Origin of the sequence: Rhodobacter sp. JA431, assembly GCF_900217725.1 — a bacterium.
Lineage (GTDB): Bacteria > Pseudomonadota > Alphaproteobacteria > Rhodobacterales > Rhodobacteraceae > Rhodobacter > Rhodobacter aestuarii.
Genome location: NZ_OBMP01000002.1, coordinates 124,881 through 149,729 on the forward strand (window position 1 = coordinate 124,881; position 24,849 = coordinate 149,729).

Genomic DNA, 24,849 nt, shown 5'->3' on the forward strand with positions numbered 1-24,849 from the left:
TCTTGCGCCGCGCGCGCATCCATCGCACCAAAGGGTATGACCACGCATCCAGACATTCTTTGTATCGGCTCCGTTTTGTGGGACATCATTGGCCGTGCGCCCTATCACATGCGCGCAGGCTCTGATGTGCCGGGACGGATCACCCGGCTTCCCGGCGGTGTGGCGATGAATATTGCCATGACGCTCACCCGCTTTGGCCTGCGCCCCGCCATATTGACGGCAATCGGCCGTGATGCGCCGGGCGATGACTTGATCCATGCCGCAGAACTGATGGGGATTGATTGCGGCTACCTCTACCGCTCCGATGACCTCCCGACAGACCGATACATGGCGATTGAGGGGGCGAATGGGCTGATTGCGGCGGTGGCCGATGCCCATAGCCTTGAGGCGGCAGGCGACAAGATCCTGCGCCCGCTCGACGATGGCCGCTTGGGCGATGCGGGCACGCCTTGGGCGGGGCTGGTGGCGCTGGATGGCAACCTCACGCAGCATTTGCTTGCCGAAATCGCGCGTTCGCCGCTTTTTGCGCAGGCCGATCTGCGCGTTGCCCCCGCAAGCCCCGGCAAGGCCGATCGCTTGGCCCCCTTGCTCGCCCACCCGGGGACAACGCTCTATGTCAATTGCGAAGAGGCCGGGATTCTGTGCCAGCAAGATTTTGAGGGTGCAGAGGCCGCGGCCGAGGCGCTTTTGGCGCGCGGGGCGCAGCGTGTTTTGGTGACCAATGGCGGCCAAGCCGCCGCCGATGGCCAAAAAGATCACGGCGTGCTGAGCGCCACCCCGCCGCCTGTGCTTGTCACCCGCGTGACAGGCGCTGGCGATACTTTCATGGCAGCCCATATAGTGGCCGAACGTCAGGGCGCGCCCCGCCCCGACGCCTTGGACCGCGCCTTGGATGCCGCCGCCCGCTACGTTTCCGGAGATAAACACAGATGACGCCCCTCCCCCTCACCTTCGCGCCCGAGGTCCGCAGCGCACTTGATAATGGCGCGCCCGTTGTGGCGCTTGAAAGCACGATCATCACCCACGGCATGCCTTGGCCGCAAAACTACGAAACCGCCAAACAGGTCGAGGCAGAGGTGCGCGCGGCGGGCGCCACGCCTGCGACTATTGCCATTATGGGCGGACAAATTCACATTGGCCTCACCCCGCAAGAGCTTGAAAAACTGGCGCAAACGCCTGATGCAATGAAGCTCTCGCGCGCCGATTTGGCGTTTTGTTTGGCGGCGGGAAAAACCGGGGCCACCACGGTTGCCGCAACGATGATCTGCGCGCATCTGGCGGGGATTTCGGTCTTTGCCACGGGCGGGATTGGCGGCGTGCATCGTGGCGCGGAAGACAGCTTTGATATCTCTGCCGATCTGGCCGAGCTGGGCCTGACCCCGGTCACCGTGGTGGCCGCGGGCGCGAAGGCGATTTTGGACCTGCCCAAAACGCTTGAAGTGCTGGAAACCAATGGCGTGCCGGTGATCGCCTACGGGCAAGACGAACTGCCCGCCTTTTGGTCACGCCAATCGGGGCTGAAAGCGCCGCTACGCGCCGACAGCGCCGCCGAGATTGCAGCCGCCCATCTCATGCGGGCCAAGCTTGGCCTGCACGGCGGGCAATTGGTGGCAAACCCGATCCCAACCGAGGCTGAAATTCCGCGCGAAGAGATTGTTCCCGCGATTGAAGGCGCGCTGGCGGACGCCACCGCGCAAGGCATCGCTGCCAAAGAGGTCACGCCCTTCCTGCTCGCGCGGATTTACGCGCTGACCGAAGGACGGTCTTTGGCGGCGAATATTGCCCTTGTTCTGAACAATGCCCGTCTGGCGAGCGCAATTGCGCGTGAAATCGCCGATGCCCGCAGATGAGCGCATTGCGTTTGCGCAAACGGCTGCCTAACTCATAGGCAGCGCCCCTCCTTTTTTGGATCAAAGATGACCCAACCGAACGAACCCCTTCCGCAGCCTGACCTGCCCCCGCATAAAAAGGGCTTCTTGGCGGGCTTGCGTGCCTCTTTTCTGACCGGGCTTGTGGTGCTGGCCCCCATCGCGCTGACGCTGTGGCTGATGTGGACCATTGCGGGCATGGTGGATGGCTGGGTGCTGCCCTTCATTCCGGCGCATCTGCAACCTGAAACCTATGTTGGCACCAACCTGCGTGGCGTGGGTGTGCTGATCTTCTTGCTCTTCACGCTGATTGTCGGGGCCTTGGCCCGCAACTTCATTGGCCGCGCCATCATTCGCTTTGGCGAAGGGCTGGTGGACCGCACGCCGATTGTGCGCTCGATCTACAATGGCGTGAAGCAAATCGCGGAAACCGTGCTGAGCACCGGGGAGACCAAATTCGACCGCGCCTGCATCATTGAATATCCGCGAAAAGGGCTGCGCGCGATTGCCTTTGTATCGTCGAAAGCCAAGGGTGAGGTGGCCGCGACCGGAGATGAGGGCGACCCACTCGTTTCCGTGTTTTTGCCGACCACGCCCAACCCGACCTCGGGCTTTTTGCTCTTCGTGCCGGAAAGCGAAATCACCTATCTCGACATGAGCGTGGAAGATGCCGCGAAACTGGTGATTTCGGCGGGTCTTGTCTATCCGAGTGATAAGAAGATCGTCGAGCAACGCCTTGGTTGGAAAACAGAAAAGAAGATCGTGATCAAGCCGTCAAAAGACACGGAAGCGGCCTAAAGCCCGCGCGATCACCGTCGTAACCAGGGGGCCTTTCGGCCCCCTTTTTGGATCTTAAAGCGCGGTCCAGCCACCATCGACTGAGATCGTCGTGCCGGTAATTTGCGCCGCCGCATCGGAGCACAGAAACACCGTCGTGCCGCCCAATTGCTCGACTGTGGCGAATTCTTTGGAGGGTTGGCGCGTCAGCATCACCTCACGGATTACCGTCTCCCGATCCATGTCATGCACCTTCATCTGATCGGGGATTTGCGCCTCCACCAAGGGCGTCAGCACATAGCCCGGGCAGATCGCATTGCAGGTGATCGGCTCTTCCGCCGTTTCCAGCGCAACGGTTTTGGTAAAGCCCACCACCCCGTGTTTCGCCGCGACATAGGCGGATTTAAAGGGCGAGGCCGTCAGCCCATGCGCCGAGGCGATATTGACCACCCGGCCCCAGCCCGCTTTGCGCATCATCGGCAGCGCGGCAGCGGTGGTGTGAAAGGCGGAAGACAGGTTGATCGCAATAATCGCATCCCATTTCTCGACAGGAAATTCATCAACAGCGGCAACATGTTGGATCCCCGCATTGTTGACCAAAATGTCGCAGCGCCCGGCTTGTTCGATCAGCGCGCGGCATTCTGCGCCCCTCGACATATCCGCCTTGATGTAGCGCGCGGTCACGCCAAACTCTTTGCCGATCTCGGCCGCGAGCGCATGATCCTCTTCGCGATCGGTGAAGGAATTGAGCACCACATCCGCGCCCGCTCGCGCCAATTCGCGTGCGACCCCCAAACCAATGCCAGAATTCGACCCGGTGATGATCGCCGTCTTGCCCTTCAGGCTCATTCTTCTCTCCCCATTTCTAAAATCCGTTGAGGAAGAAGTAACCCGGGCGCGGCGTCGCGCAATGGTTTGCCAGCCTTCAGGCATAAAAAAAGACGCCCGCGCAAGGCGGGCGTCAAGTCATGAGGCAGGTTTCATACAGGCAAGAAACCTATCGAGCAGTGAGACCTTTATAATCCTGCCGGGCCTCAGTTCCAAGGGAAAAGTTTGCCTCTGCCCCCGGGTCAGGTTAGCTTGAGCGCTGAAAACACAGGAAAACAAGGATTGTTGCGATGAGGGGATCGGTCTTTTTCCACCGGCTGAGTGCGCTAACTCTGGCCGTATCACCGATTCTCGCAAGCCTTGGCGCGCAGGCTGAGCCCGCGCAGGGAATCGGTCCCGGCGCGGGAATCACCCATGGTATCGCCATGTATGGCACCCCTGCCTTGCCCGAAGGTTTCCCCCATCTGCCCTACGCCAACCCGCAAGCGCCGAAGGGCGGCACTTTGCGGATGGGCGAAACCGGCAGCTTCGATTCGCTCAACCCCTGGGTTTTGGCCGGGCGGCCCGCGCAGGGCATTTCCAGCTATGTGACCGAGTCGCTGATGCTGCGCAGCTATGACGAGCCGTTCACGCTTTACGGGCTTTTGGCCGAAAGCGTCACAACAGACCCCGAGCGGACTTGGGTCGAGTTTACGCTCCGCCCCGAGGCGCGCTTTTCCGATGGTGCCCCGGTCACGGTCGAAGATGTGATCTGGTCATATGAAACACTCGGCACCGCGGGCGCGCCGCGCTACCAAAATGCGTGGGGCAAAGTCGCCAAGATCGAACAAACCGGCGAACGTAGCCTGCGCATCACCTTTTCAGAACAAAACCGGGAATTGGCGCTGATCATGGGGCTGCGCCCGGTTCTGGAAAAAGCGCAGTGGCAAGGCCATGATTTTGCAACAGAAACGCAGATGATCCCGGTCGGGTCTGGGCCTTACGTGATTGAGCGCGTCGATATGGGCCGTGTGATCACACTTAAACGCAACGCCGATTGGTGGGCCAAAGATCTGCCCCTGACGCAAGGGCTACAGAACATCGACACGCTGCGGTGGGACTATTTTGGCGACTCGAACGCGATGTTTGAGGCGTTTAAGGCCGGCGATCTGGACCTTTATCGCGAAGGGAACCCGGTCAAATGGGCGCGCGATTACACCTTCCCGGCCATGCTCGAAGGCCTTGTCGTTAAAGAGGAAATTCCCCGCGCGACGCCTTCTGGCATCAAAGGGCTGGTGATGAACACGCGCAAACCGATTTTTGCCGATTGGCGCGTGCGCGAGGCACTGATCCGCGCTTTCAACTTTGAATTCATCAACACGACGCTGACAGGGGGTGTGGAACCGCGCATTTCCTCTTACTTTGGCAATTCACCGCTCGCCCTGCAACCCGGCCCCGCCAGCGGAAAAGTCGCGGCTTTGCTTGAACCCTTTAAGGCTGAACTTTTCCCCGGAACGGTTGAAGGTTATACCTTCCCTGCATCTGATGGTTCACTATCAAACCGTCGCAATGCCCGCGCCGCGTTAAAGCTGTTGGCCGAGGCGGGTTGGGAGGCGGATGCTGCAGGCGTGCTGAAAAACGGCGAAGGCGCCCCCTTCACCTTTGAAATTGTGCTGCCACAAGGCTCAGAGGCGCAAACCATCGTTGATATCTATGTGGAAGCGTTGCGCCCCTTGGGCATCTTCCCAACCATCACAGTGGTGGATGATGCCCAATTTCAGGCCCGCAAAAATGGCTATGACTTTGATATGACATGGTTTTGGGTCGCAACCTCGCTGTCGCCAGGCAATGAGCAATATCTTTATTGGGGATCGCAAGGCGTCACAGAACCCGGTTCACGCAATCTTATGGGCATGAACTCCCCGGCCGCTGAGGCGATGATTGCCGCGATGCTCGATGCGCGCGACACGGATGATTTCACCGCAGCGGTGCGCGCGCTCGACCGTGTCTTGACCGCCGGGCGCTATGTCATTCCGGTTTGGTTTTCGCCGGTTTCGCGCGTGGCCCATACGCGGAACCTTCACAGCCCCACGGTTGTTCCGCTATACGGAGATTGGCCGGGCGTAACGCCCGATGCTTGGTGGATTGAGGCAGAGCAATGAAAAGATTGATCCTTTTGGCCGCAATGGCGCTCACACTCACCGGATGCAACACCGTTGCAGGCATCGGTGACGATGTCTCGGGCGGGGCGCGCACGGTGCAAAGCTGGTTCTAGAAACCGCGCAGCGCCCCCACTGATTTCCCTTTTCACGCCGCGTTTTACGGCGCAAGATCGGCCTGTCCGAAGGCCGTGCGATCAAGGAGAGAGCCATGAAATGGCATCATGTTCAGGAAAATTGGCCCGCGTTTTACGAGGCTATCATCGACCGCTGGCCTGAGGCCGAAGAAGCCGAGCTTGACGAGATTGACGGCGATCAGCGCGCCTTTATCGCCTATATCACGCAAATCACCGAGCAAGAGCCCGAAGAGGCGCGCGCGGAAATTCGCGAATGGCTTACGGGCGAGCTTCCCTCGGATGTTGTGATGGACCCGCGTCACGACAATCACTCGATCGCGCTGAGCCAGAAATACGTCCCCGACGGCGAGGATGAATATGACGATGATTCCCGTTTTGGCGATGACAGTTAAATGAATATCGGCGCGCAAGGCTTTGGTTTTGCGCGCTTATGCCTCATTCGAGCGAAGTGACCCAAAGCACCGTCGCATCCTCTGTGCTGACCGAAATCAGATTGTGGCCCATCGTCGCATCGTAATAAGCACTGTCACCGCGGCGCAGGTCGACAGGTTCATGAAATTCGGTGAAAAGCCGCACGATCCCGGTCAAAACCAGCAAAAATTCTTCGCCGTCATGGCGCACCCACCCCGCGAATTCCTCAAAGCTGCGGGCACGGATGCGCGCGCGATACGGCAGCATTTTCTTCGGTTTGATCCCTGCGGCGAGCAATTCATGCTCATAGGTCGTGGTCGGATGCGTCAGCCCTTCGCCCGCCTTGGTCACCAAAATCCGCCCCGTCGCATCAGCCTGCGCGGGCGGGGTAAACAATTGCGGCACCGTGATTTCTAGCCCTTCGGCAAGCTTGCGCAGCACATCATAGGTGGGCGACATCTGGCCGTTTTCGATCTTGGAAAGGGTCGAGCGGGCCAGCCCCGTGGCGCTTGCAGCACGCTCCAACGTCCAGCCGCGCGCGCGGCGCAATTCCCGAAGCCGATGGCCCAAATCGACCGGCTCGGCGCGTTCCTCCGCCCCGTTTTCGCGCGCGATACGAATGAGCCGTGTCTCGCCTCGTTCTCCCATCGCGCCCTCCGCTTGCAACACATCCTCTCGCGGCGTAGCAGGGGGCATGCTGTCTGTCCATGTATCCTCTTTCCCCGCTCCGCCGGCTGCCTTCAACATGGCAGCCCATGTGCTCGCCCATGCCGACCGGCTAGCCGAGAAATCTGCGCTGCAAATCTTGCGCCCCACAGGGGCCGAGCGCTGGTCTTACGGCCGCCTTGCCGCAGCCGTGCGCGGCGCGGGCACGGGCCTGTTGCGAGCGGGGCTTCTGCCCGGGGACCGGGTACTTTTGCGGCTCGGCAACACGCCCGAATTTCCGGTGGCCTTTTTGGGGGCAATCGCGGCGGGGCTCGTGCCGGTACCGACCTCGGCGCAGTTGACGGAAGAAGAGATCACCAAGATGGCCGCGCAAATTACCCCGGCGGCGGTGATTGCAGGCGAAGGGATTGCGCTGCCCACGCGCGCCACCAAGATCATCCCCGAGGCGGAGCTGCGTGGCTATGAGGCGCTGCCGCGGTGCGATTATCGGATGGGCGCGCCCGATGAGCTCGCCTATATCGTTTTCACCTCCGGCACCTCTGGCACCGCCCGCGCGGTGGCCCATGCGCATCGCGCAATTTGGGCGCGGCAGATGATGCATGCGGGCTGGTATGGTTTGGACGAAACTGATCGGCTTTTGCACGCGGGCGCCTTCAACTGGACCTATACTTTGGGCACCGGATTGATGGATCCGTGGTCGGTTGGGGCCACAGCGCTGATCCCGGCCGATGGCGTTGCACCTGCTACATTGCCATTGTTGCTCAAGCGGTTTGATGCGACGATCTTTGCAGGCGTGCCAGGTGTTTACCGGCAGATGTTGAAGCAACACCCAAAGCTCGACCTGCCCAAATTGCGGCACGGATTGAGTGCGGGGGAAGCGCTGCCTGCGCTGACCCGCGCCCATTGGGCAGAGGCAACAGGCACGGCGATTTATGAAGCGCTTGGCATGTCGGAATGCTCGACCTTCATCTCGTCTTGCCCTGACCATCCCGCCCCCGCAGGCGCAATGGGCTGGCCGCAACCGGGCCGCCATATCGCCGTTTTGGCCGAGGATGGCGCGCCCGTCCCGCGCGGCGCGCCCGGCGAATTGGCGGTGCATCACAGCGACCCGGGCCTGTTCCTGACCTATGTGAGCGCCGAGGCCGAAGCCCGCGCCAAATTCACCGAAGATGGCCAATGGTTCCGCACCGGCGATATGGTACGGATGACGCCCGAAGGCGCGATCGCCTATCAGGGCCGCGATGATGATATGATGAATGCCGGGGGCTTCCGCGTCAGCCCGCTTGAAGTGGAGGCCACAATGACCACCTGCGCGGATGCGGGCGAGGTTGCGGCGGTGGAATTGCGGATCTCGGAAGAGACATCGCTCATCGCCTTGGCCTATACTGGCACGGCCAGCGCCGAGGATTTGGCCGCCCATGCAAGCGCGCATCTGGCGCGTTACAAGCAACCTCGGATCTTACAACACTTCGACCAATTGCCGCACAATCGCAATGGAAAGATCGACCGCAAAAGCCTGCGCAACAGCTGGCCAGAACTTGAACCACGGGGCGCAACCAAATGATCACGCTTGATATTTTTGCCGATCCGACCTGCCCGTTTTGTTACCTTGGCAAAACCTATCTGGACCGCGCGCTAGAGACACGCCCCAATCATCCTTTTGCGATTGAATGGCATCCGTTCCAAATCAACCCAAGCCTGCCGCCCGAAGGGATGGACCGGGGCGCATGGTTGATTGCGCGGTTCGGCCCGGCCGAAGCGAAGCGCGTGGACGTTCCGATAATCGAGGCAGCACAGGCGACGGGGGTGGCGATGAACCTGCCCGCGATCACCCGCATGCCCAACACTCGCGATGCGCAGCGGCTTTTGCATTGGGCGGGGATCGAGGGGCGGCAAAGCCCGGTGATGGCGGCGCTGATGCGCGCCTATTGGCGCGAGGGGCGCGATATTGGCGCCCCCGAGGTGTTGGCAGACATCGCCACCCAAGCCGGGCTTGATGGTTCGTTGATCGCGCGGCTGCTGGACTCAGAGGCCGATGCCGATACCGTGGCGAGCCGCGAAGCGCATGCCCGCGAACGTGGTATTACTGCCGTGCCGAGCTTTATCATCGCCAATCAGCATGTTGTGACGGGTGCACAGAGCACGGAATTCTGGCAAAACGTCATTGACGAAATCTCCGCCGCCTGATCCGGCTCAGCCCGCCCGAAAGGCTCAAAATGACTGACAAAACACCCGCGGCGGAAACAGAAATCCGCCGCCTGCCCGTTTGGGAATTTACCGCGATGATGGCGCTTTTGGCCGCCACCGTCGCCTTTTCCATTGATGCGATGCTGCCCGCACTGCCCGAAATTGCGCAGTCACTTAGCCCCGAGGCGGTGAACCGTGCGCAACTTGTGCTGACCGCTTTCGTGGCGGGCATGGGGGTCGGCACCTTCCTGACGGGGCCGCTTTCGGACGCCATCGGCCGCAAGCCCACGCTGCTGATTGGGGCGGTGTTTTTCATCATTGGTGCCTTTATCGGCGCACAGGCACAAAGCCTCGAAGTGCTTCTAGCGGCACGGTTTTTACAAGGTTTTGGCGCCGCCGCCCCGCGCATTGTGCCGATGGCTTTAGTGCGCGATTTGTTTGCCGGGCGCGAAATGGCAAAGGTCACGGCCTTTATCATGATGGTTTTCATTTTGGTGCCCGCGCTCGCCCCCTCGGCCGGGCAGATGATCATCGGTTTTGCCGGATGGCGCGGCGTCTTTTACGCCTTCATCCTATTCGCGATCATTGGCCTCACATGGCTGAGCCTGCGCCAACCCGAAACGCTTGCGAAAGACAAACGCCGCCCGCTGCACCCGACCTATTTGCTTGCAGGGGCGAAAGAGGTTTTGGGCAACCGCGAGGTGCGGCTTTACATCTTGGTGCTGACGCTCGGCTTTGGGCAGATGTTCGCCATGCTTTCGAGTGCGCAGCAGATCTTTGCCGCTTTTGACGTGGTCGAAAGCTTCCCGCGTTGGTTTGCGCTGATGGCGGTGATTGCCGGCACCGGCAATGCGTTCAACGCGTTTTTCGTGATGCGGCTTGGCATGAAGCGGATCGTGCGCGGGGCCTATTTGCTGCAAGTGGGCTCTTCTGCCACGATGCTGATCTTGATCCTGACCGGGGCCGTGAACCCGCCCACGGGCTTTGTGTTCCTGTTTTTCTGGTCGATCACCGTCTTCATGATGGCGGGGATCACCTTTGGCAACCTGAACGCGCTGGCGATGCAACATATGGGGCATTTGGCAGGAATGACGGCCTCGGTCGTCTCCGCGATTTCGACCGTTGGCGCGGTGGTGATTGCGGTGCCGATTGGGCTGATGTTCAACGGCACACCGCTGCCTTTGGTGATTGCGACGCTCACCTGTTCGGGGCTGGCGTTCCTGATTATGGGTTACACCGACGACCCGAGCTAAGCCCACACGGCACGAAAGAAAAACGGCGCGATCCAGTTAAGGACCGCGCCGTAATACGTATTAAACACGAAACTTTTTAGAACTCACTCAAGGCGCAGCATCATCTGACGGACGCGCTCTTCAAGTTGTTCCATCCGGGCTTGCGTCGCATGCAAGTCTTCGGTCAGACGTTCCAATTCTGCCTCGGCTTGGGCCGCATCATGCGGCGCCGGAATGCCCGGGCCTTCGCCTGTCAGCAGCCAAGCGAGCGACACCCCCAGCATGCCCGACAACATCTGGATCTGGTTGGCGCGCGGCATCGCCGAGTCATCCTCCCAGCTGTCATAGATATCGGGCGCCACGCCCAGTTTTTCGGCCAGCGAGGCGCGGCTGTGCATTGCGGCATCACGCGCCGCAGACAGCCGGTCCCCAAACGTGGCCACCGCCTCGTCAAACCAATGATCGGGATCTTCCGCGTCCATTCTCTAACCTCCCTTCGGTTGAGAAGAAGTCGTTTCGGTGGGTTGCACCATAGCGGCCAGAACGTCCGACACATTCAGCACGCCACGCGGGTTATTCCGTGCCCCCACCACCAAAGCCTCAGATGCACCGGCGGAAATCATCCGACGGGCAGCCTCTTCGAGAACAAGTTTCCCAGACAGCTTCATATCTGGAAGGTTACTCTCGGGAAGAGGCCGTGCAACTGTGGCAGCTTGCAGCACCCTGCCCCGGTTCACTTCGCGCACGAAGGCCGTGACATAGTCATTCGCAGGGTTTTGCACGATCTGCTGGCCTGTACCGACCTGTTCGAGCCGCCCATCTCGCAAGATCGCAATCCGATCGCCAAGGCGAAGCGCCTCGTCAAGGTCGTGGGTGATGAAGACGATGGTCTTCTGCAACTCTTCCTGCAGCTCCAGCAGCACCGCCTGCATATCCAGACGGATCAGCGGATCCAGAGCAGAAAACGCCTCGTCCATCAAGAGGATATCGGCATCGGTCGTGAGCGCACGCGCAAGCCCCACGCGTTGCTGCATCCCGCCCGAAAGCTGCGAGGGGTAATTGTCTTCAAACCCCTTGAGCCCGACACGGTCGATCCAGCGGCGCGCCTCAGGTTCGGATTTGGCACGCGGCACGCCTTGAATATCGAGCCCGTAGCAGGTGTTTTCTAGCACGGCGCGGTGCGGCAAAAGCGCGAACTTTTGGAACACCATTGCCGTGCGCGCCCGGCGGAAATGCCGCAGCTCTTGCTCGGTCATTTGACAGACATCGGCATCATCGCAGATGATTTCGCCCGCCGTGGGCGCGATCAGCCCGTTCACATGGCGAATGAGCGTCGATTTGCCCGAGCCTGAAAGCCCCATGATCACGGTGATTTTGCCCGGCGGCATCGAGAGCGAAATATCGGTCAACCCCAGCACATGGCCGTGCTTTCGGTTGAGCTCTTCTTTGCTCATCCCCTTTTTCACTTCGCCGATCCAGCGTTTAGGATCAGGCCCGAAGATCTTGTAAAGGTTCTTGATTTCGATACCGGGTCCGGCGGGGACGCTGTCGTCCTCGTCCGCGATAGTGACGGTTTGATCAGTCATGGCGCACCTCGCGGTGTTTTTGTAGACGGTGGCCAAAGGCCTGAGAGGCACGGTCAAACACGATCGCAATCGCCACCAGCGCAAAGCCGTTCAGGAAGCCCATCGTGAAGAACTGGTTGTTGATCGCTTGCAACACGTTCTTACCCAAGCCCCCAACGCCCACCATCGAGGCGACAACCACCATCGAGAGCGACATCATGATGGTTTGGTTCACCCCGGTCATCAGCGCGGGCAGCGCGAGCGGCAGTTGCACATTCCACAGCTTTTGCCACGCCGACGAGCCAAAGGCCTCGGCGGCTTCGAGCACCTCGGAATCGACCATGCGAATGCCCAAATTGGTAAGGCGGATCATCGGCGGCACGGCATAAATCACCACGGCGATCATGCCCGGCACTTTGCCGATACCAAAGATCACCACAACCGGAATCAGGTAAACGAAGCTTGGCAGCGTTTGCATCACATCAAGCACGGGGTTGACGATCTTCTGCATCCGGTCCGAGCGGGCCGCGATAATGCCGATCGGCAGACCGATCACCACCGCGATTGCGGTGCAGACCGAGACCATGGCCAGCGTGACCATCGTGTCATCCCACAGGTCCATCCAGCCGATCATCAGCATCGCAAGCGTGGTGCCGACCACAATGCGCCAATCGCGTGAGGCCCCCCAAACGAGCGCCAAAAGCACCACCAGCACCACGATCCACGGCGTGTTGGTGAACGCATCTTCGAGCGTGTTCAGCGCCACCTGCAGCGGCGCAGTCGCGGCATCAATCCAGTCGGAATAGGTTCGGACGAGGTCACGAAACCCCCCGTCAACGGTTTTGCGCATCGTGCGCAATGTGCTGCTTTCCAGCGACGGAAAGTGGCACAGGGCATCGGGTAAGCTCCAACAACCAGAGGCCATCCCGTTCCTTTCTATTTTTCTTTTGGGAGGATCAACCGGGCCCCAACAAGGGCCCGGCCGACAGTCTCAAGCTGCTTTTACAGCGCGTCAGAAACACGTTGGGCGACGTCTTCCGGCACCCAGGTTTTCCAAAGCTCAGGCATGGTTTCGAGGAAGTGGTAGGCCGCATCCTCGTTGGTGCCTTGGTTTTCGTCCATCCACGCAAGGATCTTGCCGACAGTGTCGTTCGACCACTTGCGCTTCGCCACGTAATCCATTGCAACGCCAGCTTTATCCGCAAACTCCTTGGTCACGACGGTAAACACATCTGACACTGGATAGGAGTTCACTTTCGGCTCCGGGCAATCCGGAATTGCGGTGCAGGCATCCCATTCGGCCTTGTCGTTTTCAACGCCGAAGGACAGACGCACCATCTCGTATTTGCCCAAGATCGCGGTCGGCGCCCAGTAGTAGCCAAGCCACCCCGCCTCACGCTCATAAGCATTGGCGATCGAGCCATCGAGCCCCGCAGCCGAGCCGGTATCAATCAGCTCAAAGCCTTTGTCCTCGGCCCCAAGCGCGGCAAAAAGGTTCGCGGTGGAAATCTGGCAGTTCCACCCCGACGGGCAGTTATAGACGCCACCGACCGAAGGGTCTTCCGGCGCAGGGAACAACTCAGGATGTTCAAGCGCAGCCTGAACGCTATCAATTTCCGGATGCGCTTCCGCAATATATTTCGGAATCCACCAGCCTTCGACGCCGCCGTCTTCCAGAATTTCCGCCGCAATCACCAAGCGGCCCTCACCCACAGCCGCATCCAGCGGCGTGCGCACAGCATTCACCCACAATTCGGGCGCCATATCCGGCTCGCCCTTCTCGTTCATCGAGGTAAAGGTCGGCATGGTGTCACCCGCCACCAGCTCAACCGAGCAGCCATAGCCCTGTTCAAGAATGATTTTATCGACCTGTGCCGCGACCCCCGCCGAGGCCCAGTTCATTTCGGCGATACTGACGTTGCCACATTCCTCCGAGGCCCAGGCCGAAGTGGCCAGAGCAGCGAGCGGCATGGCAAGCCAAGCAGAAGCGAAACGCTTCGTCATGGGCTTTCTCCTGTCTTTGCGGCTGTTCTCGACGATGACCGACGCGCCGCTTGCGCCGGAAATCCGTTTGATTTCTTTGGGCCCACCCAAGCACCAAGGGGCGCGGGGCCGCAAAACAACCGGCCACAAGGGCGGCCGGTCACAAGGCGCGCAGAGGCACGCTCACAAGGCCGGCCGAAACCGACATAAAAGTCGTAAATGATACATTCCCGAGGTGCAACCCTATGAGGGTTGACCTTACGTCGGGCTTCGGCGCGCGAAGGAACCGCCTGCTTAGCCCTTCGCGGCCTTCTTGCCGTCGCGCACCTTTTCGGCCAAATCGCGGGCAATCGCAAACGCGCCCTTAATCCGCTCGGCGTCGCTTTTCCAATCGCGCTGAAGCACGACCTTGTTGCCGTTGATTTTGGCAAGCCCCCGCTGATCGGTGAGAAATTCCACCAACCCCGCCGGGTTCGGAAACTTGTCATTATGGAACTGCACCGTGGCGCCTTTGGGCCCGGCATCCATGCGCATAATCATCGCGCGCTTGCACATCGCCTTGATCCGCACCACCAGCAAAAGCGTGTTCACTTCTTTGGGCAGCGGGCCAAAACGGTCAATCAGTTCTGCCGCAAACCCTTCCAATTCCACCTTGGTGGTCAGGCTCGACAAGCGCCGGTAAAGCCCCAAGCGCACATCAAGATCGGGTATATAAGCCTCTGGAATCATGACAGGAACGCCAAGGTTGATTTGTGGCGACCAATCCCCATCATCCCCCGCTTCCGTCAACTCGCCCGATTTCAGCTTGGAGATCGTTTCCTCCAACATCGCTTGGTAAAGCTCGTAGCCGACTTCCTTGATATGGCCCGATTGCTCCTCGCCCAGCAGGTTGCCCGCGCCGCGCAAATCAAGATCCTGACTTGCCAGATTGAAACCTGCGCCAAGGCTGTCGAGGCTGCCCAAAAGCCGCAAGCGCTTGGTGGCCTGCGGCGTCAAGGGCAGGCGCGGTTTGGTGGTCAGATAGCAATAGGCGCGCAATTTGGCCCGCCCCACGCGGCCACGGATTTGGTAGAGCTGTGACAGGCCAAACATATCCGCCCGGTGCACCACCATTGTGTTCGCCGTGGGGATATCGAGCCCGGATTCAACGATGGTCGTGGCCAAAAGCACGTCATATTTGCCGTCGTAGAAGGCGTTCATCCGGTCATCCAGCTCACCCGCCGCCATTTGACCATGCGCGGTGATGAAACTGACCTCGGGCACATGGCTGCGCAGGAACTCTTCCACCTCTGCCAGATCGGAAATTCTTGGCACAACGTAAAAGCTCTGACCGCCCCGATAATGTTCCCGTAGCAAGGCTTCGCGTATCGTAACGGCGTCAAATTCGCTGACATAAGTGCGAATAGCCAACCGATCGACCGGCGGTGTGCCAATAATCGAGAGGTCTCGCACCCCGGTGAGGCTGAGTTGCAGTGTCCGCGGGATCGGTGTGGCGGTGAGAGTCAGCACATGGATTTCAGAGCGCATCTCTTTCAGACGCTCTTTATGCTGAACGCCAAAATGTTGTTCTTCATCAATGACTAGCAAGCCAAGGTTGCGAAACTTTACGCTTTTGGCCAGTACCGCATGCGTTCCAATAACAATATCAACCGTGCCCTCGGCCAACCCCTCGCGGGTCTTGGTCGCCTCCTTGGCGGAGACAAAACGAGACAGCGGCCGCACCGTGAGCGGCGTGCCCCGGAACCTCTCGGCAAAGGTCTTATAATGCTGGCGGGCAAGCAACGTGGTGGGGGCAATCACGGCTACTTGTAAGCCCGAAATCGCGGCAATAAAGGCCGCGCGCATCGCCACCTCGGTCTTGCCAAAGCCCACATCGCCGACCACCAACCGGTCCATCGGGCGCCCCGAGCCAAGGTCGGTGACCACATCTTCGATGGCGGAGAGCTGATCCTCGGTTTCGGTATAGGGGAAACGGGCCGCGAAGGCCTCCCATTCATGATGCGGCGCTTCCAACATAGGGGCCGCGCGCAAGAGCCGCTCGGCCGCGATCCGCATCAGCCGGTCGGCAATTTGGCGGATACGTTCCTTGAGTTTCGCCTTTTTCGCTTGCCAGGCGCCACCGCCGAGCTTGTCCAAAAGCCCTTCTTCATGGCCATAGCGGCTCAGAAGTTCAATGTTTTCAACGGGAAGATAAAGCCGATCCCCGCCCGCATATTCCAAGAGCACACATTCATGCGGCGCGCCAAGGGCGGATACGGTCTCAAGCCCCTTATAGCGACCCACACCGTGGTCCACATGGACCACCAAATCGCCCGGGCTGAGGCTTTGCGCCTCTGTCAGGAAGTTCTCGGCCTTCCGTTTCTTGCGCGGCTTCGCCACCAATCGGTCGCCCAGAACATCTTGTTCCGAGATCACGGTGAGCCCGTCCGCCTCGAACCCAGCATCCAATGCCCAGACCGCAAGGCTCAGCCCTTTGATACCGCGCGCATCGTTTATAAGAACGCTACCACTTAGGCCCTCGTCTTCCAAAAGGCCCTTCAAACGCTCGCGCGCCCCCTCGGACCAGCTTGCCAAAACCACCGGACCAAGCTTCAAACGCGCCTGAATATGATCCTTCAGCGCACTGAAAAGGTTTATATTTTCAAGTTGACGTTCCGGCGCGAAGTTCCGCCCGATCCGCGCCTCGGCATTCAGGATGCCGGGCCCCGGCGGCGCGGGCAACACCTGCAATTTCAACACCCGATGCCCGGTCAGTTCGGCCTCCCAGCCCTTGCTATCGAGGTAGAGCAAATCCGGCGGTGCGGGCTTATAAACCGTGTCGAGCCGGTCGCGCCGGGTCATTGCCTCGCGCCGCGTGTCATACTGATCGGCGATGCCCTCCCAGCGGACAAGGCGTTGCGGCTCGGTCTGGTCATCCAGCATCACCGTCGCCTCGGGCAGGTAACTGAAGAGCGTCTCAAGCCGCTCGTGGAAGAAGCCAAGCCAATGCTCCATCCCGGCATGTTTGCGCCCGGCGCTCACCGCCTCATAGAGCGGGTCTTCTGCCCCACCAGCGCCAAATTCGACACGGTAGTTTTGCCGAAACCGGGTGATCGAGGCATCGTCCAAAATCACCTCGCTCACCGGGGCAAGGTCGATCGCGGTCAGCTTCTCGGTGGTGCGTTGGGAGACCGGGTCAAACCGGCGCGCGCCATCCAGCACATCGCCAAAAAGGTCAAGCCGAACCGGGCCAGACTCACCGGGCGGGTAAATATCAATGATCCCGCCACGGATCGCATAATCACCGGGTTCCGAAACCGTGCCAACCGGTGAAAATCCCATCCGAACAAGGAATTGCTTGAGGGCCTTCTCATCAATTCTCTGCCCAACACGGGCCGAAAAGCTCGCACCGGCCACCAATCCGCGCGCTGGAATCCGCTGCGTTGCCGCCGACAAAGTGGTGAGCAAAACAAACGGCCCCGGCACCGCGCCCGAAGCCAAAGCGGCGAGCGTCGCCATCCGCGCGGCAGAAATATCGGGGTTGGGCGAGACCCGGTCATAGGGCAAACAATCCCATGCTGGGAAGGTCAGCACCACCGCAGAAGGCTCAAAAAAGGCGAGCGCCGCGCGCATCGCCTCCATCCGCCGATCATCGCGGGCCACATGCACCACGCTTTGCCCGCGCGCCAATTCCTTGGCGAGCAGCTTGGCGTCATAGCCCTCGGGCGCACCGGAAAGAAGAAAATGTTCCATAACCATTCCCAGTCGGGCTCCGCTCCGGCCCCTCGGACCGGCGCGCAGATAGTTTAACGTAGAACAGATAGCTGCATGTTCTGAAACATGCCCCAAAGCGCGGTGACGGTGATCGCAACAAGCCCCACCGCCTGCACCGCCACCCGATGGCGCGCCAAAAGCGCCGCCACTTCCTCGGGCTCGGGCGCACGGGCCAAAACCGGCTCAATCTGCGCGGCGGTGCGCAGGCTCATCGCCCCCACCACGGTGAGCGGCAGCGCGATCAGCGCCACGGCTTGGGCAAATTCGAACCCATAGCCAAAACCCAGCATCACGATCAGGCTGAGCAGGAACGAGGCGCCAAGGCTCAACACAACCCCCGCCTCACGCCCAATGCGCAGCAACCGGCGCGTGTTGATCCCCGTCAGCACCAGCATATCCTGCCCGGCTTGTCCGCCCTTGCGGCGCGCCTGCACCACCAGATCAAACGGCACCCCCAGCACCCAATGCGACGTGGTCGACCAGACCACGGCCAAGGCAATCCAGTACCAAAGGTTCGAAAATGACCGCATGTCGATCAGTTCGAAGATCGTTTCCAGGATATTCAACGGCAGGCTCGCTTCTTGTTCTGCCCCCGGTTTCGCGCATTCGCGCGCAGCATGCAAGCGGGCCGCGACATTCGAGGGGCTTGAGAAGGCGGGTAATCCGTGGCACCGAAAGTGTAAGAAGGAGAATGCCATGACGCTTATCACCCCGCCCTTCCCCACCAATCGCATGCGCCGGATGCGCAGCACCGCCGCTTTGCGCGATTTGGCACAGGAAACCCGGCTTTCCGTCAAAGACCTGATCTGGCCGATTTTCATCACCGATGTGCCCGGCGCAGATGTGGAAATTGCCTCGATGCCGGGGGTTGTGCGCCGCACGATGGAGGGCGCGATTAAGGCCGCTGAGGAAGCGGCCGAGCTTGGTATTCCGGCGATTTGCCTGTTTCCCTACACCGATCCGGCGGTGAAAACCGAAACCTGCGAGATGGCTTGGCAAGGCGACAACTTCGTCAACCGGGTGATTGCGGCGATGAAAGCCGCGGTGCCCGAAGTCGCGATCATGACCGATATCGCGCTGGACCCCTATAACGCCAATGGCCACGACGGTCTGGTGCGCGATGGCATCATCATCAACGACGAAACCGTTGAAGCGCTTGTGAAAATGGCGCTCGCGCAAGCTGAGGCAGGGGCCGATATTCTGGGCCCGTCCGATATGATGGATGGCCGCGTGGGCCAGATCCGTGAGGCGATGGAAGCGGCTGGCCACAAGGATATCACGATCCTGTCTTATGCCGCGAAATATGCCTCTGCCTTTTATGGCCCGTTCCGCGATGCGGTGGGCGCTTCGGGCGCGCTCAAGGGCGATAAGAAAACCTATCAGATGAACCCGGGCAATTCGGATGAGGCGCTGCGCAACGTGGCGCGCGATATTGCCGAGGGGGCCGATATGGTGATGGTCAAACCCGGTATGCCTTACCTCGACATCGTCCGCCGCGTGAAGGACGAGTTCCAAGTGCCGACCTTCGCCTATCAGGTCTCGGGTGAATATGCGATGCTGATGGCGGCGGTGCAAAACGGCTGGCTCGATCATGACAAAGTGATGCTGGAAAGCCTGATCGGCTTCCGTCGCGCAGGCTGTGACGGGGTGCTGACCTATTTCGCGCCGAAAGCCGCCAAGCTTATCGGCGGTTGAACGCGCAAAGCGCAGCCCCCACGCCCCTTGGGCATGACAAGCGGGCGGGGCTGCGCTAAAGTCTTGCGCGAACCGGAGAAAACCCGGCCCCTAACGGAGCGAGCAGATGACAGATCTTTCCAGACGAACCCTTCTTTTGGCAGGCGGCGCAAGCCTTGGGCTGGCGGCTTGCGGCAATGGCGTGGGCTCGAATGGCGCGGCAAAGATCGACGCCCGCGTGGATGCGACGCGTTCTTACATGCTGCGCAACTTCACCTCGTCGCAGCAATTGCTCGATAAATCTGTGGGCGTGCTCTACATGCCGCTGATGACCGAAGCAGGCTTTGGCGTCGGCGGCGCCTTTGGCCGTGGCGCGCTGCGCATCAACAATGTGACGGTGGATTATTACTCCGCCGCTTCGGCCAGCTTTGGCTTCCAGATCGGCGCGCAGCAATATGCCCATGCGCTGTTCTTCATGACCGAAAAAGCCTTGGCCGATTTCCGCCGCGCCGATGGTTGGGAACTGGGCGCCGATGCGCGCTATGCGCTGCCCGATCATGGCGCCGCGATCGGCACCGATACCACGACGACGCTCGCGCCGGTGGTGGTTCAGGTCTTTGGGCAATCGGGGCTGATCGTCGGTGCCTCGCTTGCGGGCACGAAATACACCCGCATCCTGCCCTGATCACAACGCCCTCAAAACGCATAAGGCGCGGGCATTTCCCGCGCCTTTTCAATTCTTTAAGGCACAAAGCTAAGTTTCGCCTTAGCTACCGTAGATGATGCGAACGTAATTCTTCGTCTCGGTGTAAGGCGGTACCCCACCATGTTTTTCCACCGCCTCGGGCCCGGCGTTATAGGCCGCAAGCGCCAGCCGCCAATTGCCAAAGCGGTCATACATCATCCGCAAATAGCGTGCGCCGCCCTCAAGGTTTTGCACCGGATCTGCCGCATCCACCCCAAGTTTCGCCGCCGTGCCGGGCATCAACTGCGCCAAGCCCCGCGCTCCTTTGGGCGAGACCGCACCGGGGTTCCAGCCGCTTTCTTGCTGCACAAGACGCAAGAACAAATCTTCCGGAATCCCATGCCGCGCCGCTGCCGCTTTCGCATGGCCCAGATATTCGCCCTTATAGCGGCCCGAATAACGCGGGGTTGAAGCCGCCTCATCGCCGCCCTTGGGCGCATCGGGGCGCAGCCGCGTAGAATTGGAATATTGCCCAGAGAGCCGCCCATCCAAAAGCGCGAACTGGCTCGCACGCACAAGAGATTGAGATTTCGTGGATTTCCGCCCAAGCACCAGCCCATCGGCCTGCGCCACATCGGTAGCCACCGGCGCAAGCGCCAGCATAAGCCCCAGCCCAATCGTCACGGCTTTTGTCTTCATCCGACCGTCCACAGGTACCCAAAACGCCCGTACTATAGAAAAGATTGGCCGTTTTGCCCAGAGCTTTGCTTAAGGCCCGCGAAGGCGTGCAAGCTTTTGCCGAGCGCCCCTTTCTCTCGCGCGCGCCCTTGGGTAAGTTGTCCGCCAAATCGGAATCGCACGAGGGAGTGTTATGGCAGGGTCCGTAAACAAGGTTATTTTGGTGGGCAACCTCGGGCGCGACCCGGAAGTGCGAACTTTTTCCAATGGAAACAAGGTTTGCAACCTACGCATTGCCACCTCGGAAACATGGCGCGACAAGCAATCGGGCGAGCGTAAAGAGCGCACCGAATGGCACAGCGTAGCCGTCTTCCAAGAGGGTTTGGTGCGCATCGCGGAGCAATATCTGCGCAAAGGCTCCAAGGTCTATATTGAGGGCAAGCTTCAAACCCGGAAATGGCAAGATCAAAGCGGCCAAGATCGGTATTCGACCGAAGTCGTTTTGCAAGGCTATGACGGCACCCTCACCATGCTAGATGGTCCGAACGGCGGCGGCGCGGGCGGCGGTGGCGGTGGCTACGGCGGCGGCAACCAAGGCGGTGGCGGCTACGGCGGCGGTTATGACGATGGCCCCGGCGGCTATGGCGGCGGCAACCAAGGCGGCGGCGGTGCGCCCTCGGGCGGTGGCCGGTCGGATTTCGACGACGACATCCCGTTCTAAGAAAAAGGGGGCCACACGGCCCCCTTTGTTTTTAGCGGATCAGGGGGCAGCGCCCCATCCCTCAATCAAGCTTGCGCAGCCGGGCGATCAGGCTCGAAGTATCCCAGCGATTGCCGCCCATCTTCTGCACATCTTTGTAGAATTGATCGACCAGTGCCGTGACCGGCAGGCTCGCCCCGGTTTCATTCGCGGTTTCCAAGCAGATGCCCAAATCCTTGCGCATCCAATCCACCGCAAAGCCAAAGTCGAATTTGTTCGCCGCCATCGTCTCGGCGCGGTTCACCATCTGCCAGCTGCCCGCCGCCCCTTGCGAGATCACCTCGACCAGTTCCGGGATCGAGAGCCCCGCTTTCTCGGCAAAATGCAGCGATTCTGCGAGCCCCTGCACCAGCCCGGCAATTGCAATCTGGTTGCACATCTTCGCCATTTGCCCGGCGCCGCTTTCCCCCAACCGGCGGCAAATTTTGGCATAAGCCGCAATCACCGGCTCGGCGGCTGCATAATGCGCCTCGGCCCCGCCGCACATCACCGACAGCACGCCATTTTCCGCGCCCGCTTGTCCTCCAGAAACCGGCGCATCGACAAAGCCCAAGCCCAGAGCATCCGCCGCTTGCGCAAGCTCCCGCGTGACCTTGGCCGAAACGGTGGTGTGATCAACAAAGATCGCGCCCTCTTCCATGCCTTCAAAAGCGCCCGTCTCGCCCAAACACACGGCGCGCAGATCATCATCATTGCCAACGCAGGCCATCACGAAATCGGCCCCCGTCGCTGCGGCAGCAGGCGTGGCCGCCATCGCGCCACCATATTGCGCGACCCAAGCATCGGCCTTGGCGGCGGTGCGGTTATAGACCGTGACCGCATGGCCCTTGGCGACCAGATGGCCCGCCATCGGATACCCCATCACCCCCAAGCCCAAAAATGCCAGCTTCGCCATCCGTGCCTCCTTGCGCGCGTTTGCGCGTTGAAACTTCGCCTGCCCTGACTTAGTAACGCCTGCGCCTGCCCCGTCAACGCCGCGCCTTCGAAAGGGTTTCGATGTATCGCTTCTTTCGCTGGATGGTTCGCCTTGTAACCTTTGCGCTGGCCGCCTTTGTGGTGGGGGTGACAGGGGTTTGGTATTTTGCCGCCCGCTCGCTGCCCGATTACAACGCGACCTACGCAGTTGAGGGGCTTTCCGCCCCGGTTGAGATTGTGCGCACCACCGAAAACGTGCCGCATATCTTTGGGCAAACCGATGCCGATGTGTTCTTTGCTTTGGGGCTGGCCCATGCCCAAGATCGGCTGTGGCAAATGACGATGCTGCGCCGCACCGTGCAGGGGCGGCTGAGCGAAGTCTTCGGCCCAGAAACGCTCAAAACCGACGAACTGATGCGGCGGCTTGATCTTTACGGCGCGGCGATGGCCTCGGTTTCGGCACAAAGCCCGGCTGCCAGATCGGCGCTTGAGGCTTATGCGCGTGGCGTCAATGCTTGGGTTGAAACGGTCAATGATCAGGCCCTTGGCCGTGGCGCGCCGGAATTCTTTTTGTTCGATGCGCCGATCCCCTATTGGACGCCCGCCGATTCCATCGCGATCTTGAAGCTGATGGCGGCGCAGGGCGCAACGCAGGTGGAAACCGAAGTTCTACGAGCAAGGCTCTCACTCCTCGGCCAAGGCTGGGCGGAAGATCTGATGCCCGATGTGCCGGGCACCGGCGTGATGGCGCTGCCCGATTACGCAAGCCTTTTCCCCAGCGCCGTGCCCGAAACCCGCAGCGCCAAAGCAGATGAAGAAGGCCCGCTATCTCCCTTTGGCCCCGCAATTTTTGCCACGGCGTCCAACGCCTATGCCGCCGCGCCATCCCGTTCGGCGGCGGGTGGCGCCTTGATGGCCAACGATCCGCATGTGGCGCTTTCGGCCCCCTCGCTTTGGTATCTGGCCCGGCTCGAACTCTCTTCCGGCGGGGTGATTGGCGCCACGATTCCGGGCGTGCCTTTGGTCCTTTCGGGCCGCAGCCCGCATCTCGGCTGGGGCGTCAGCGCTTCTTATGCCGATGACCAAGATGTCTTTGTCGAAGAACTTGATCCGGCAAACCCTGAACGCTACCGGACCCCTTCGGGTTGGGCCGAATTCCGCACCCGCAAGGTGATTGTCGAGGTCAAAGATCAAACGCCCATCACCCTCACCCTGCGCTGGAGCGAGAATGGCCCCGTGCTGCCTGCGGGCCATTTTGATCTGGGCACCGTCACACCGCCGGGCCATGTGATGAGCCTTGGCTGGTCGGCGCTGTCGCCTGCCGATACCTCCATCAGCGCCGCGCTTGAGATCATGCAATCGCAAAACGTGACGCAGGCCATCGCGGCGGGCGAGGGCTTCTTGGCGCCTTCCATGAACCTCACACTCGCCGATCAAGAAACTGTCGGCATGGTGACGCTGGGTGCCCTGCCCCGGCGCGCGACGAACCACCCGACCCAAGGACGGATGCCGACCCCCGGCTGGCTTGCGGCCTCGCGCTGGCAAGGGCGGCTGCCCTATGCGCTCAACCCGCGCGTTGAAAACCCAGCGGGTGGCATTGTCATAAACACCAATAACAAGGTGACCGACCGCGCCTTTCCTGAACATGTCAGCTTTGATTGGGGCGATACCGAGCGTGTAACCCGGCTCACCCGGCTGATGGGCGAGCGGGAGGTGCATTCGCGCGAAAGCTTCATTGCCGCGCAGCTTGATACCGTCTCGCCAGCCGCGCGGGGATTGTTGCCGCTCGTCGGCGCCGATCTGTGGTTCACCGGCCAGCCCGCACCCGAAGGCACGCCCGAACGGTTCCGCCAACGCGCGCTGGAACTCCTGGCGGCGTGGGATGGCGATATGAACGAGCATCTGCCCGAGCCACTGATCTATGCCGCTTGGATGCGCGAGTTCCAAAGCCGCGTGCTGCGCGATGAGCTTGGCCCGGAACTCGCCGCCAAATACACCCATCTGCAACCGCTCTTTTTAGAGCGCGTTTTGCGCAACACCGATGGCGCGGCGCGCTGGTGTGACGTGCTGCAATCTGCCCCGCGCGAAACCTGCTCCGATATTGCGCGCATCTCTTTGGACGCGGCGCTTTTGGGGTTGAGCGAGAAATACGGCCCCCAGATTGAAAGCTGGCGCTGGGGCGACGCGCATGAGGCGGTGCATAAACACGCCGCGCTTGGCAATTCCACGCTTTTGGGCTGGATCATGAACATCCGCCAATCCACCTCGGGGGGGGATTTCACCCTCAACCGGGGCGTGACGCGCGGCACCGGGCCCGACCTTTACGCCAATGTGCATGGCGCGGGCTATCGCGGTGTTTATGACTTTGCCGACCCGGACAGTTCGGTTTTCGTGATCTCGACCGGGCAATCGGGTCATCCGCTTTCAAGCCATTACGACGATCTGGCAGACCGCTGGCGGCGCGGGGAATATGTGCCGATGTCGCTTGACCCGGAGCTTGCGCGCGCAGCGGCCTCAGGCATTACTCGGCTTGAACCAAAGGCTGAAAACGACTAGGCGCTGCTTCAAAAGCAGCGCCTAGAGATTTGTTTT

At 60.6% G+C, this 24,849-nt stretch carries 23 protein-coding genes; 13 read left to right on the top strand and 10 right to left on the bottom strand.

The genetic code is table 11. From position 1 onward, the window contains the following. Positions 1-36: 36 nt before the first annotated feature. From CRO18_RS04265 to CRO18_RS04275, 3 genes are all read left to right on the top strand, one after another. On the top strand, positions 37-933 hold the full coding sequence (locus CRO18_RS04265) for a PfkB family carbohydrate kinase (protein WP_097081194.1): 897 nt from the start codon (positions 37-39) through the stop codon (positions 931-933). Next, a complete protein-coding gene (locus tag CRO18_RS04270; RefSeq protein ID WP_097081195.1) occupies positions 930-1,850 on the top strand; it encodes a pseudouridine-5'-phosphate glycosidase in 921 nt (306 codons plus the stop codon). Before CRO18_RS04265 ends, CRO18_RS04270 begins: the two co-directional genes overlap by 4 nt. Positions 1,851-1,916: 66 nt before the next feature. After that, entirely contained in the window at positions 1,917-2,666 is a 750-nt protein-coding gene (locus CRO18_RS04275) for a DUF502 domain-containing protein (protein ID WP_083951874.1), read from the top strand. A gap of 54 nt (positions 2,667-2,720) precedes the next feature. On the opposite strand, the gene CRO18_RS04280 is transcribed toward CRO18_RS04275, so the two are convergent. Beyond that, positions 2,721-3,494, bottom strand: a complete 774-nt coding sequence (locus tag CRO18_RS04280; RefSeq protein WP_097081196.1) for a 3-hydroxybutyrate dehydrogenase — start codon at positions 3,492-3,494, stop codon at positions 2,721-2,723. A gap of 269 nt (positions 3,495-3,763) precedes the next feature. Here CRO18_RS04280 and CRO18_RS04285 point away from each other — a divergent pair, with 269 nt between their 5' ends. The 3 genes from CRO18_RS04285 to CRO18_RS04295 all read left to right on the top strand — a co-directional run bounded on the left by CRO18_RS04285 (position 3,764) and on the right by CRO18_RS04295 (position 6,140). Further along, positions 3,764-5,614 carry an extracellular solute-binding protein gene (locus tag CRO18_RS04285; protein WP_170952554.1) on the top strand — a complete coding sequence of 617 codons (1,851 nt, stop codon included), beginning with the start codon at positions 3,764-3,766 and terminating at the stop codon, positions 5,612-5,614. Next, positions 5,611-5,727 (top strand): lipoprotein, encoded by a 117-nt coding sequence (locus CRO18_RS04290; protein ID WP_097081198.1) that lies wholly within the window; start codon positions 5,611-5,613, stop codon positions 5,725-5,727. Before CRO18_RS04285 ends, CRO18_RS04290 begins: the two co-directional genes overlap by 4 nt. Positions 5,728-5,822: 95 nt before the next feature. After that, positions 5,823-6,140, top strand: coding sequence for a hypothetical protein (locus tag CRO18_RS04295; RefSeq protein WP_076483486.1), 318 nt, complete (start codon positions 5,823-5,825; stop codon positions 6,138-6,140). A 43-nt stretch (positions 6,141-6,183) separates the two neighbouring features. Here the strand turns inward: CRO18_RS04295 and CRO18_RS04300 are convergent, their stop codons facing one another. After that, complete coding sequence (locus CRO18_RS04300) at positions 6,184-6,807, bottom strand: helix-turn-helix domain-containing protein (protein ID WP_097081546.1); 624 nt, start codon at positions 6,805-6,807, stop codon at positions 6,184-6,186. A gap of 46 nt (positions 6,808-6,853) precedes the next feature. Between CRO18_RS04300 and CRO18_RS04305 the strand changes: the two genes are divergently transcribed. From CRO18_RS04305 to CRO18_RS04315, 3 genes are read left to right on the top strand one after another with little or no spacing between them, the layout of a single operon-like run. After that, entirely contained in the window at positions 6,854-8,389 is a 1,536-nt protein-coding gene (locus tag CRO18_RS04305) for a class I adenylate-forming enzyme family protein (protein ID WP_097081199.1), read from the top strand. Next, positions 8,386-9,012, top strand: coding sequence for a DsbA family protein (locus tag CRO18_RS04310; protein WP_097081200.1), 627 nt, complete (start codon positions 8,386-8,388; stop codon positions 9,010-9,012). The genes CRO18_RS04305 and CRO18_RS04310 overlap by 4 nt, the downstream gene beginning before the upstream one ends. A 29-nt stretch (positions 9,013-9,041) precedes the next feature. Beyond that, entirely contained in the window at positions 9,042-10,265 is a 1,224-nt protein-coding gene (locus CRO18_RS04315; RefSeq protein ID WP_076483483.1) for a multidrug effflux MFS transporter, read from the top strand. Between the two features lie 83 nt (positions 10,266-10,348). Here the strand turns inward: CRO18_RS04315 and CRO18_RS04320 are convergent, their stop codons facing one another. The 6 genes from CRO18_RS04320 to CRO18_RS04350 form a co-directional block, all read right to left on the bottom strand. Continuing rightward, positions 10,349-10,726, bottom strand: coding sequence for a helix-turn-helix domain-containing protein (locus tag CRO18_RS04320; RefSeq protein ID WP_076483482.1), 378 nt, complete (start codon positions 10,724-10,726; stop codon positions 10,349-10,351). A gap of 3 nt (positions 10,727-10,729) precedes the next feature. Further along, a complete protein-coding gene (locus CRO18_RS04325) occupies positions 10,730-11,830 on the bottom strand; it encodes a glycine betaine/L-proline ABC transporter ATP-binding protein (protein ID WP_097081201.1) in 1,101 nt (366 codons plus the stop codon). Continuing rightward, positions 11,823-12,734: a proline/glycine betaine ABC transporter permease gene (locus CRO18_RS04330; RefSeq protein WP_097081202.1), complete on the bottom strand. Its 912-nt coding sequence runs from the start codon at positions 12,732-12,734 to the stop codon at positions 11,823-11,825. Before CRO18_RS04330 ends, CRO18_RS04325 begins: the two co-directional genes overlap by 8 nt. Before the next feature lie 77 nt (positions 12,735-12,811). Then, positions 12,812-13,813 (bottom strand): ABC transporter substrate-binding protein, encoded by a 1,002-nt coding sequence (locus CRO18_RS04335; protein WP_097081203.1) that lies wholly within the window; start codon positions 13,811-13,813, stop codon positions 12,812-12,814. A gap of 273 nt (positions 13,814-14,086) precedes the next feature. Beyond that, a complete protein-coding gene (mfd, locus tag CRO18_RS04345) occupies positions 14,087-17,524 on the bottom strand; it encodes a transcription-repair coupling factor (protein ID WP_097081205.1) in 3,438 nt (1,145 codons plus the stop codon). A 53-nt stretch (positions 17,525-17,577) separates the two neighbouring features. After that, the gene (locus CRO18_RS04350) at positions 17,578-18,243 is read right to left on the bottom strand and encodes a component of SufBCD complex (RefSeq protein ID WP_349290216.1); all 666 of its coding nucleotides are present in this window, start codon (positions 18,241-18,243) and stop codon (positions 17,578-17,580) included. Here CRO18_RS04350 and hemB point away from each other — a divergent pair. Together hemB and CRO18_RS04360 are read left to right on the top strand one after the other, a co-directional pair. Continuing rightward, the gene (hemB, locus tag CRO18_RS04355) at positions 18,242-19,240 is read left to right on the top strand and encodes a porphobilinogen synthase (protein ID WP_076483476.1); all 999 of its coding nucleotides are present in this window, start codon (positions 18,242-18,244) and stop codon (positions 19,238-19,240) included. The two genes, CRO18_RS04350 and hemB, sit on opposite strands and share 2 nt — an antisense overlap. A 106-nt stretch (positions 19,241-19,346) precedes the next feature. Next, positions 19,347-19,904, top strand: coding sequence for a YSC84-related protein (locus tag CRO18_RS04360; protein WP_076483475.1), 558 nt, complete (start codon positions 19,347-19,349; stop codon positions 19,902-19,904). A gap of 81 nt (positions 19,905-19,985) precedes the next feature. On the opposite strand, the gene CRO18_RS04365 is transcribed toward CRO18_RS04360, so the two are convergent. After that, entirely contained in the window at positions 19,986-20,603 is a 618-nt protein-coding gene (locus tag CRO18_RS04365) for a lytic transglycosylase domain-containing protein (protein WP_097081206.1), read from the bottom strand. 172 nt (positions 20,604-20,775) lie between these two features. Between CRO18_RS04365 and ssb the strand changes: the two genes are divergently transcribed. After that, positions 20,776-21,303 (top strand): single-stranded DNA-binding protein, encoded by a 528-nt coding sequence (ssb, locus tag CRO18_RS04370; RefSeq protein ID WP_097081207.1) that lies wholly within the window; start codon positions 20,776-20,778, stop codon positions 21,301-21,303. A 61-nt stretch (positions 21,304-21,364) separates the two neighbouring features. Here the strand turns inward: ssb and CRO18_RS04375 are convergent, their stop codons facing one another. Further along, entirely contained in the window at positions 21,365-22,237 is an 873-nt protein-coding gene (locus CRO18_RS04375; RefSeq protein ID WP_097081208.1) for an NAD(P)-dependent oxidoreductase, read from the bottom strand. 101 nt (positions 22,238-22,338) lie between these two features. On the opposite strand from CRO18_RS04375, the gene CRO18_RS04380 reads away from it, so the two are divergent. After that, positions 22,339-24,813: a penicillin acylase family protein gene (locus tag CRO18_RS04380; RefSeq protein WP_097081209.1), complete on the top strand. Its 2,475-nt coding sequence runs from the start codon at positions 22,339-22,341 to the stop codon at positions 24,811-24,813. The last annotated feature ends 36 nt before the right edge of the window (positions 24,814-24,849 follow it).

What these genes read in the sequence shown, in the direction of transcription:
- CRO18_RS04270 (WP_097081195.1), top strand. Translation starts at nt 930, where the DNA reads ATGACGCCCCTCCCCCTCACCTTCGCGCCCGAGGTCCGCAGCGCACTT.
- CRO18_RS04380 (WP_097081209.1), top strand. Translation starts at nt 22,339, where the DNA reads ATGTATCGCTTCTTTCGCTGGATGGTTCGCCTTGTAACCTTTGCGCTG.
- CRO18_RS04280 (WP_097081196.1), bottom strand. Translation starts at nt 3,494, where the DNA reads ATGAGCCTGAAGGGCAAGACGGCGATCATCACCGGGTCGAATTCTGGC.
- CRO18_RS04275 (WP_083951874.1), top strand. Translation starts at nt 1,917, where the DNA reads ATGACCCAACCGAACGAACCCCTTCCGCAGCCTGACCTGCCCCCGCAT.
- CRO18_RS04305 (WP_097081199.1), top strand. Translation starts at nt 6,854, where the DNA reads ATGCTGTCTGTCCATGTATCCTCTTTCCCCGCTCCGCCGGCTGCCTTC.
- CRO18_RS04285 (WP_170952554.1), top strand. Translation starts at nt 3,764, where the DNA reads ATGAGGGGATCGGTCTTTTTCCACCGGCTGAGTGCGCTAACTCTGGCC.
- CRO18_RS04335 (WP_097081203.1), bottom strand. Translation starts at nt 13,813, where the DNA reads ATGACGAAGCGTTTCGCTTCTGCTTGGCTTGCCATGCCGCTCGCTGCT.
- CRO18_RS04350 (WP_349290216.1), bottom strand. Translation starts at nt 18,243, where the DNA reads ATGGCATTCTCCTTCTTACACTTTCGGTGCCACGGATTACCCGCCTTC.
- CRO18_RS04265 (WP_097081194.1), top strand. Translation starts at nt 37, where the DNA reads ATGACCACGCATCCAGACATTCTTTGTATCGGCTCCGTTTTGTGGGAC.
- CRO18_RS04360 (WP_076483475.1), top strand. Translation starts at nt 19,347, where the DNA reads ATGACAGATCTTTCCAGACGAACCCTTCTTTTGGCAGGCGGCGCAAGC.
- CRO18_RS04290 (WP_097081198.1), top strand. Translation starts at nt 5,611, where the DNA reads ATGAAAAGATTGATCCTTTTGGCCGCAATGGCGCTCACACTCACCGGA.
- CRO18_RS04295 (WP_076483486.1), top strand. Translation starts at nt 5,823, where the DNA reads ATGAAATGGCATCATGTTCAGGAAAATTGGCCCGCGTTTTACGAGGCT.
- CRO18_RS04365 (WP_097081206.1), bottom strand. Translation starts at nt 20,603, where the DNA reads ATGAAGACAAAAGCCGTGACGATTGGGCTGGGGCTTATGCTGGCGCTT.
- CRO18_RS04300 (WP_097081546.1), bottom strand. Translation starts at nt 6,807, where the DNA reads ATGGGAGAACGAGGCGAGACACGGCTCATTCGTATCGCGCGCGAAAAC.
- CRO18_RS04310 (WP_097081200.1), top strand. Translation starts at nt 8,386, where the DNA reads ATGATCACGCTTGATATTTTTGCCGATCCGACCTGCCCGTTTTGTTAC.
- CRO18_RS04315 (WP_076483483.1), top strand. Translation starts at nt 9,042, where the DNA reads ATGACTGACAAAACACCCGCGGCGGAAACAGAAATCCGCCGCCTGCCC.
- mfd (WP_097081205.1), bottom strand. Translation starts at nt 17,524, where the DNA reads ATGGAACATTTTCTTCTTTCCGGTGCGCCCGAGGGCTATGACGCCAAG.
- CRO18_RS04330 (WP_097081202.1), bottom strand. Translation starts at nt 12,734, where the DNA reads ATGGCCTCTGGTTGTTGGAGCTTACCCGATGCCCTGTGCCACTTTCCG.
- CRO18_RS04325 (WP_097081201.1), bottom strand. Translation starts at nt 11,830, where the DNA reads ATGACTGATCAAACCGTCACTATCGCGGACGAGGACGACAGCGTCCCC.
- CRO18_RS04375 (WP_097081208.1), bottom strand. Translation starts at nt 22,237, where the DNA reads ATGGCGAAGCTGGCATTTTTGGGCTTGGGGGTGATGGGGTATCCGATG.
- CRO18_RS04320 (WP_076483482.1), bottom strand. Translation starts at nt 10,726, where the DNA reads ATGGACGCGGAAGATCCCGATCATTGGTTTGACGAGGCGGTGGCCACG.
- ssb (WP_097081207.1), top strand. Translation starts at nt 20,776, where the DNA reads ATGGCAGGGTCCGTAAACAAGGTTATTTTGGTGGGCAACCTCGGGCGC.
- hemB (WP_076483476.1), top strand. Translation starts at nt 18,242, where the DNA reads ATGACGCTTATCACCCCGCCCTTCCCCACCAATCGCATGCGCCGGATG.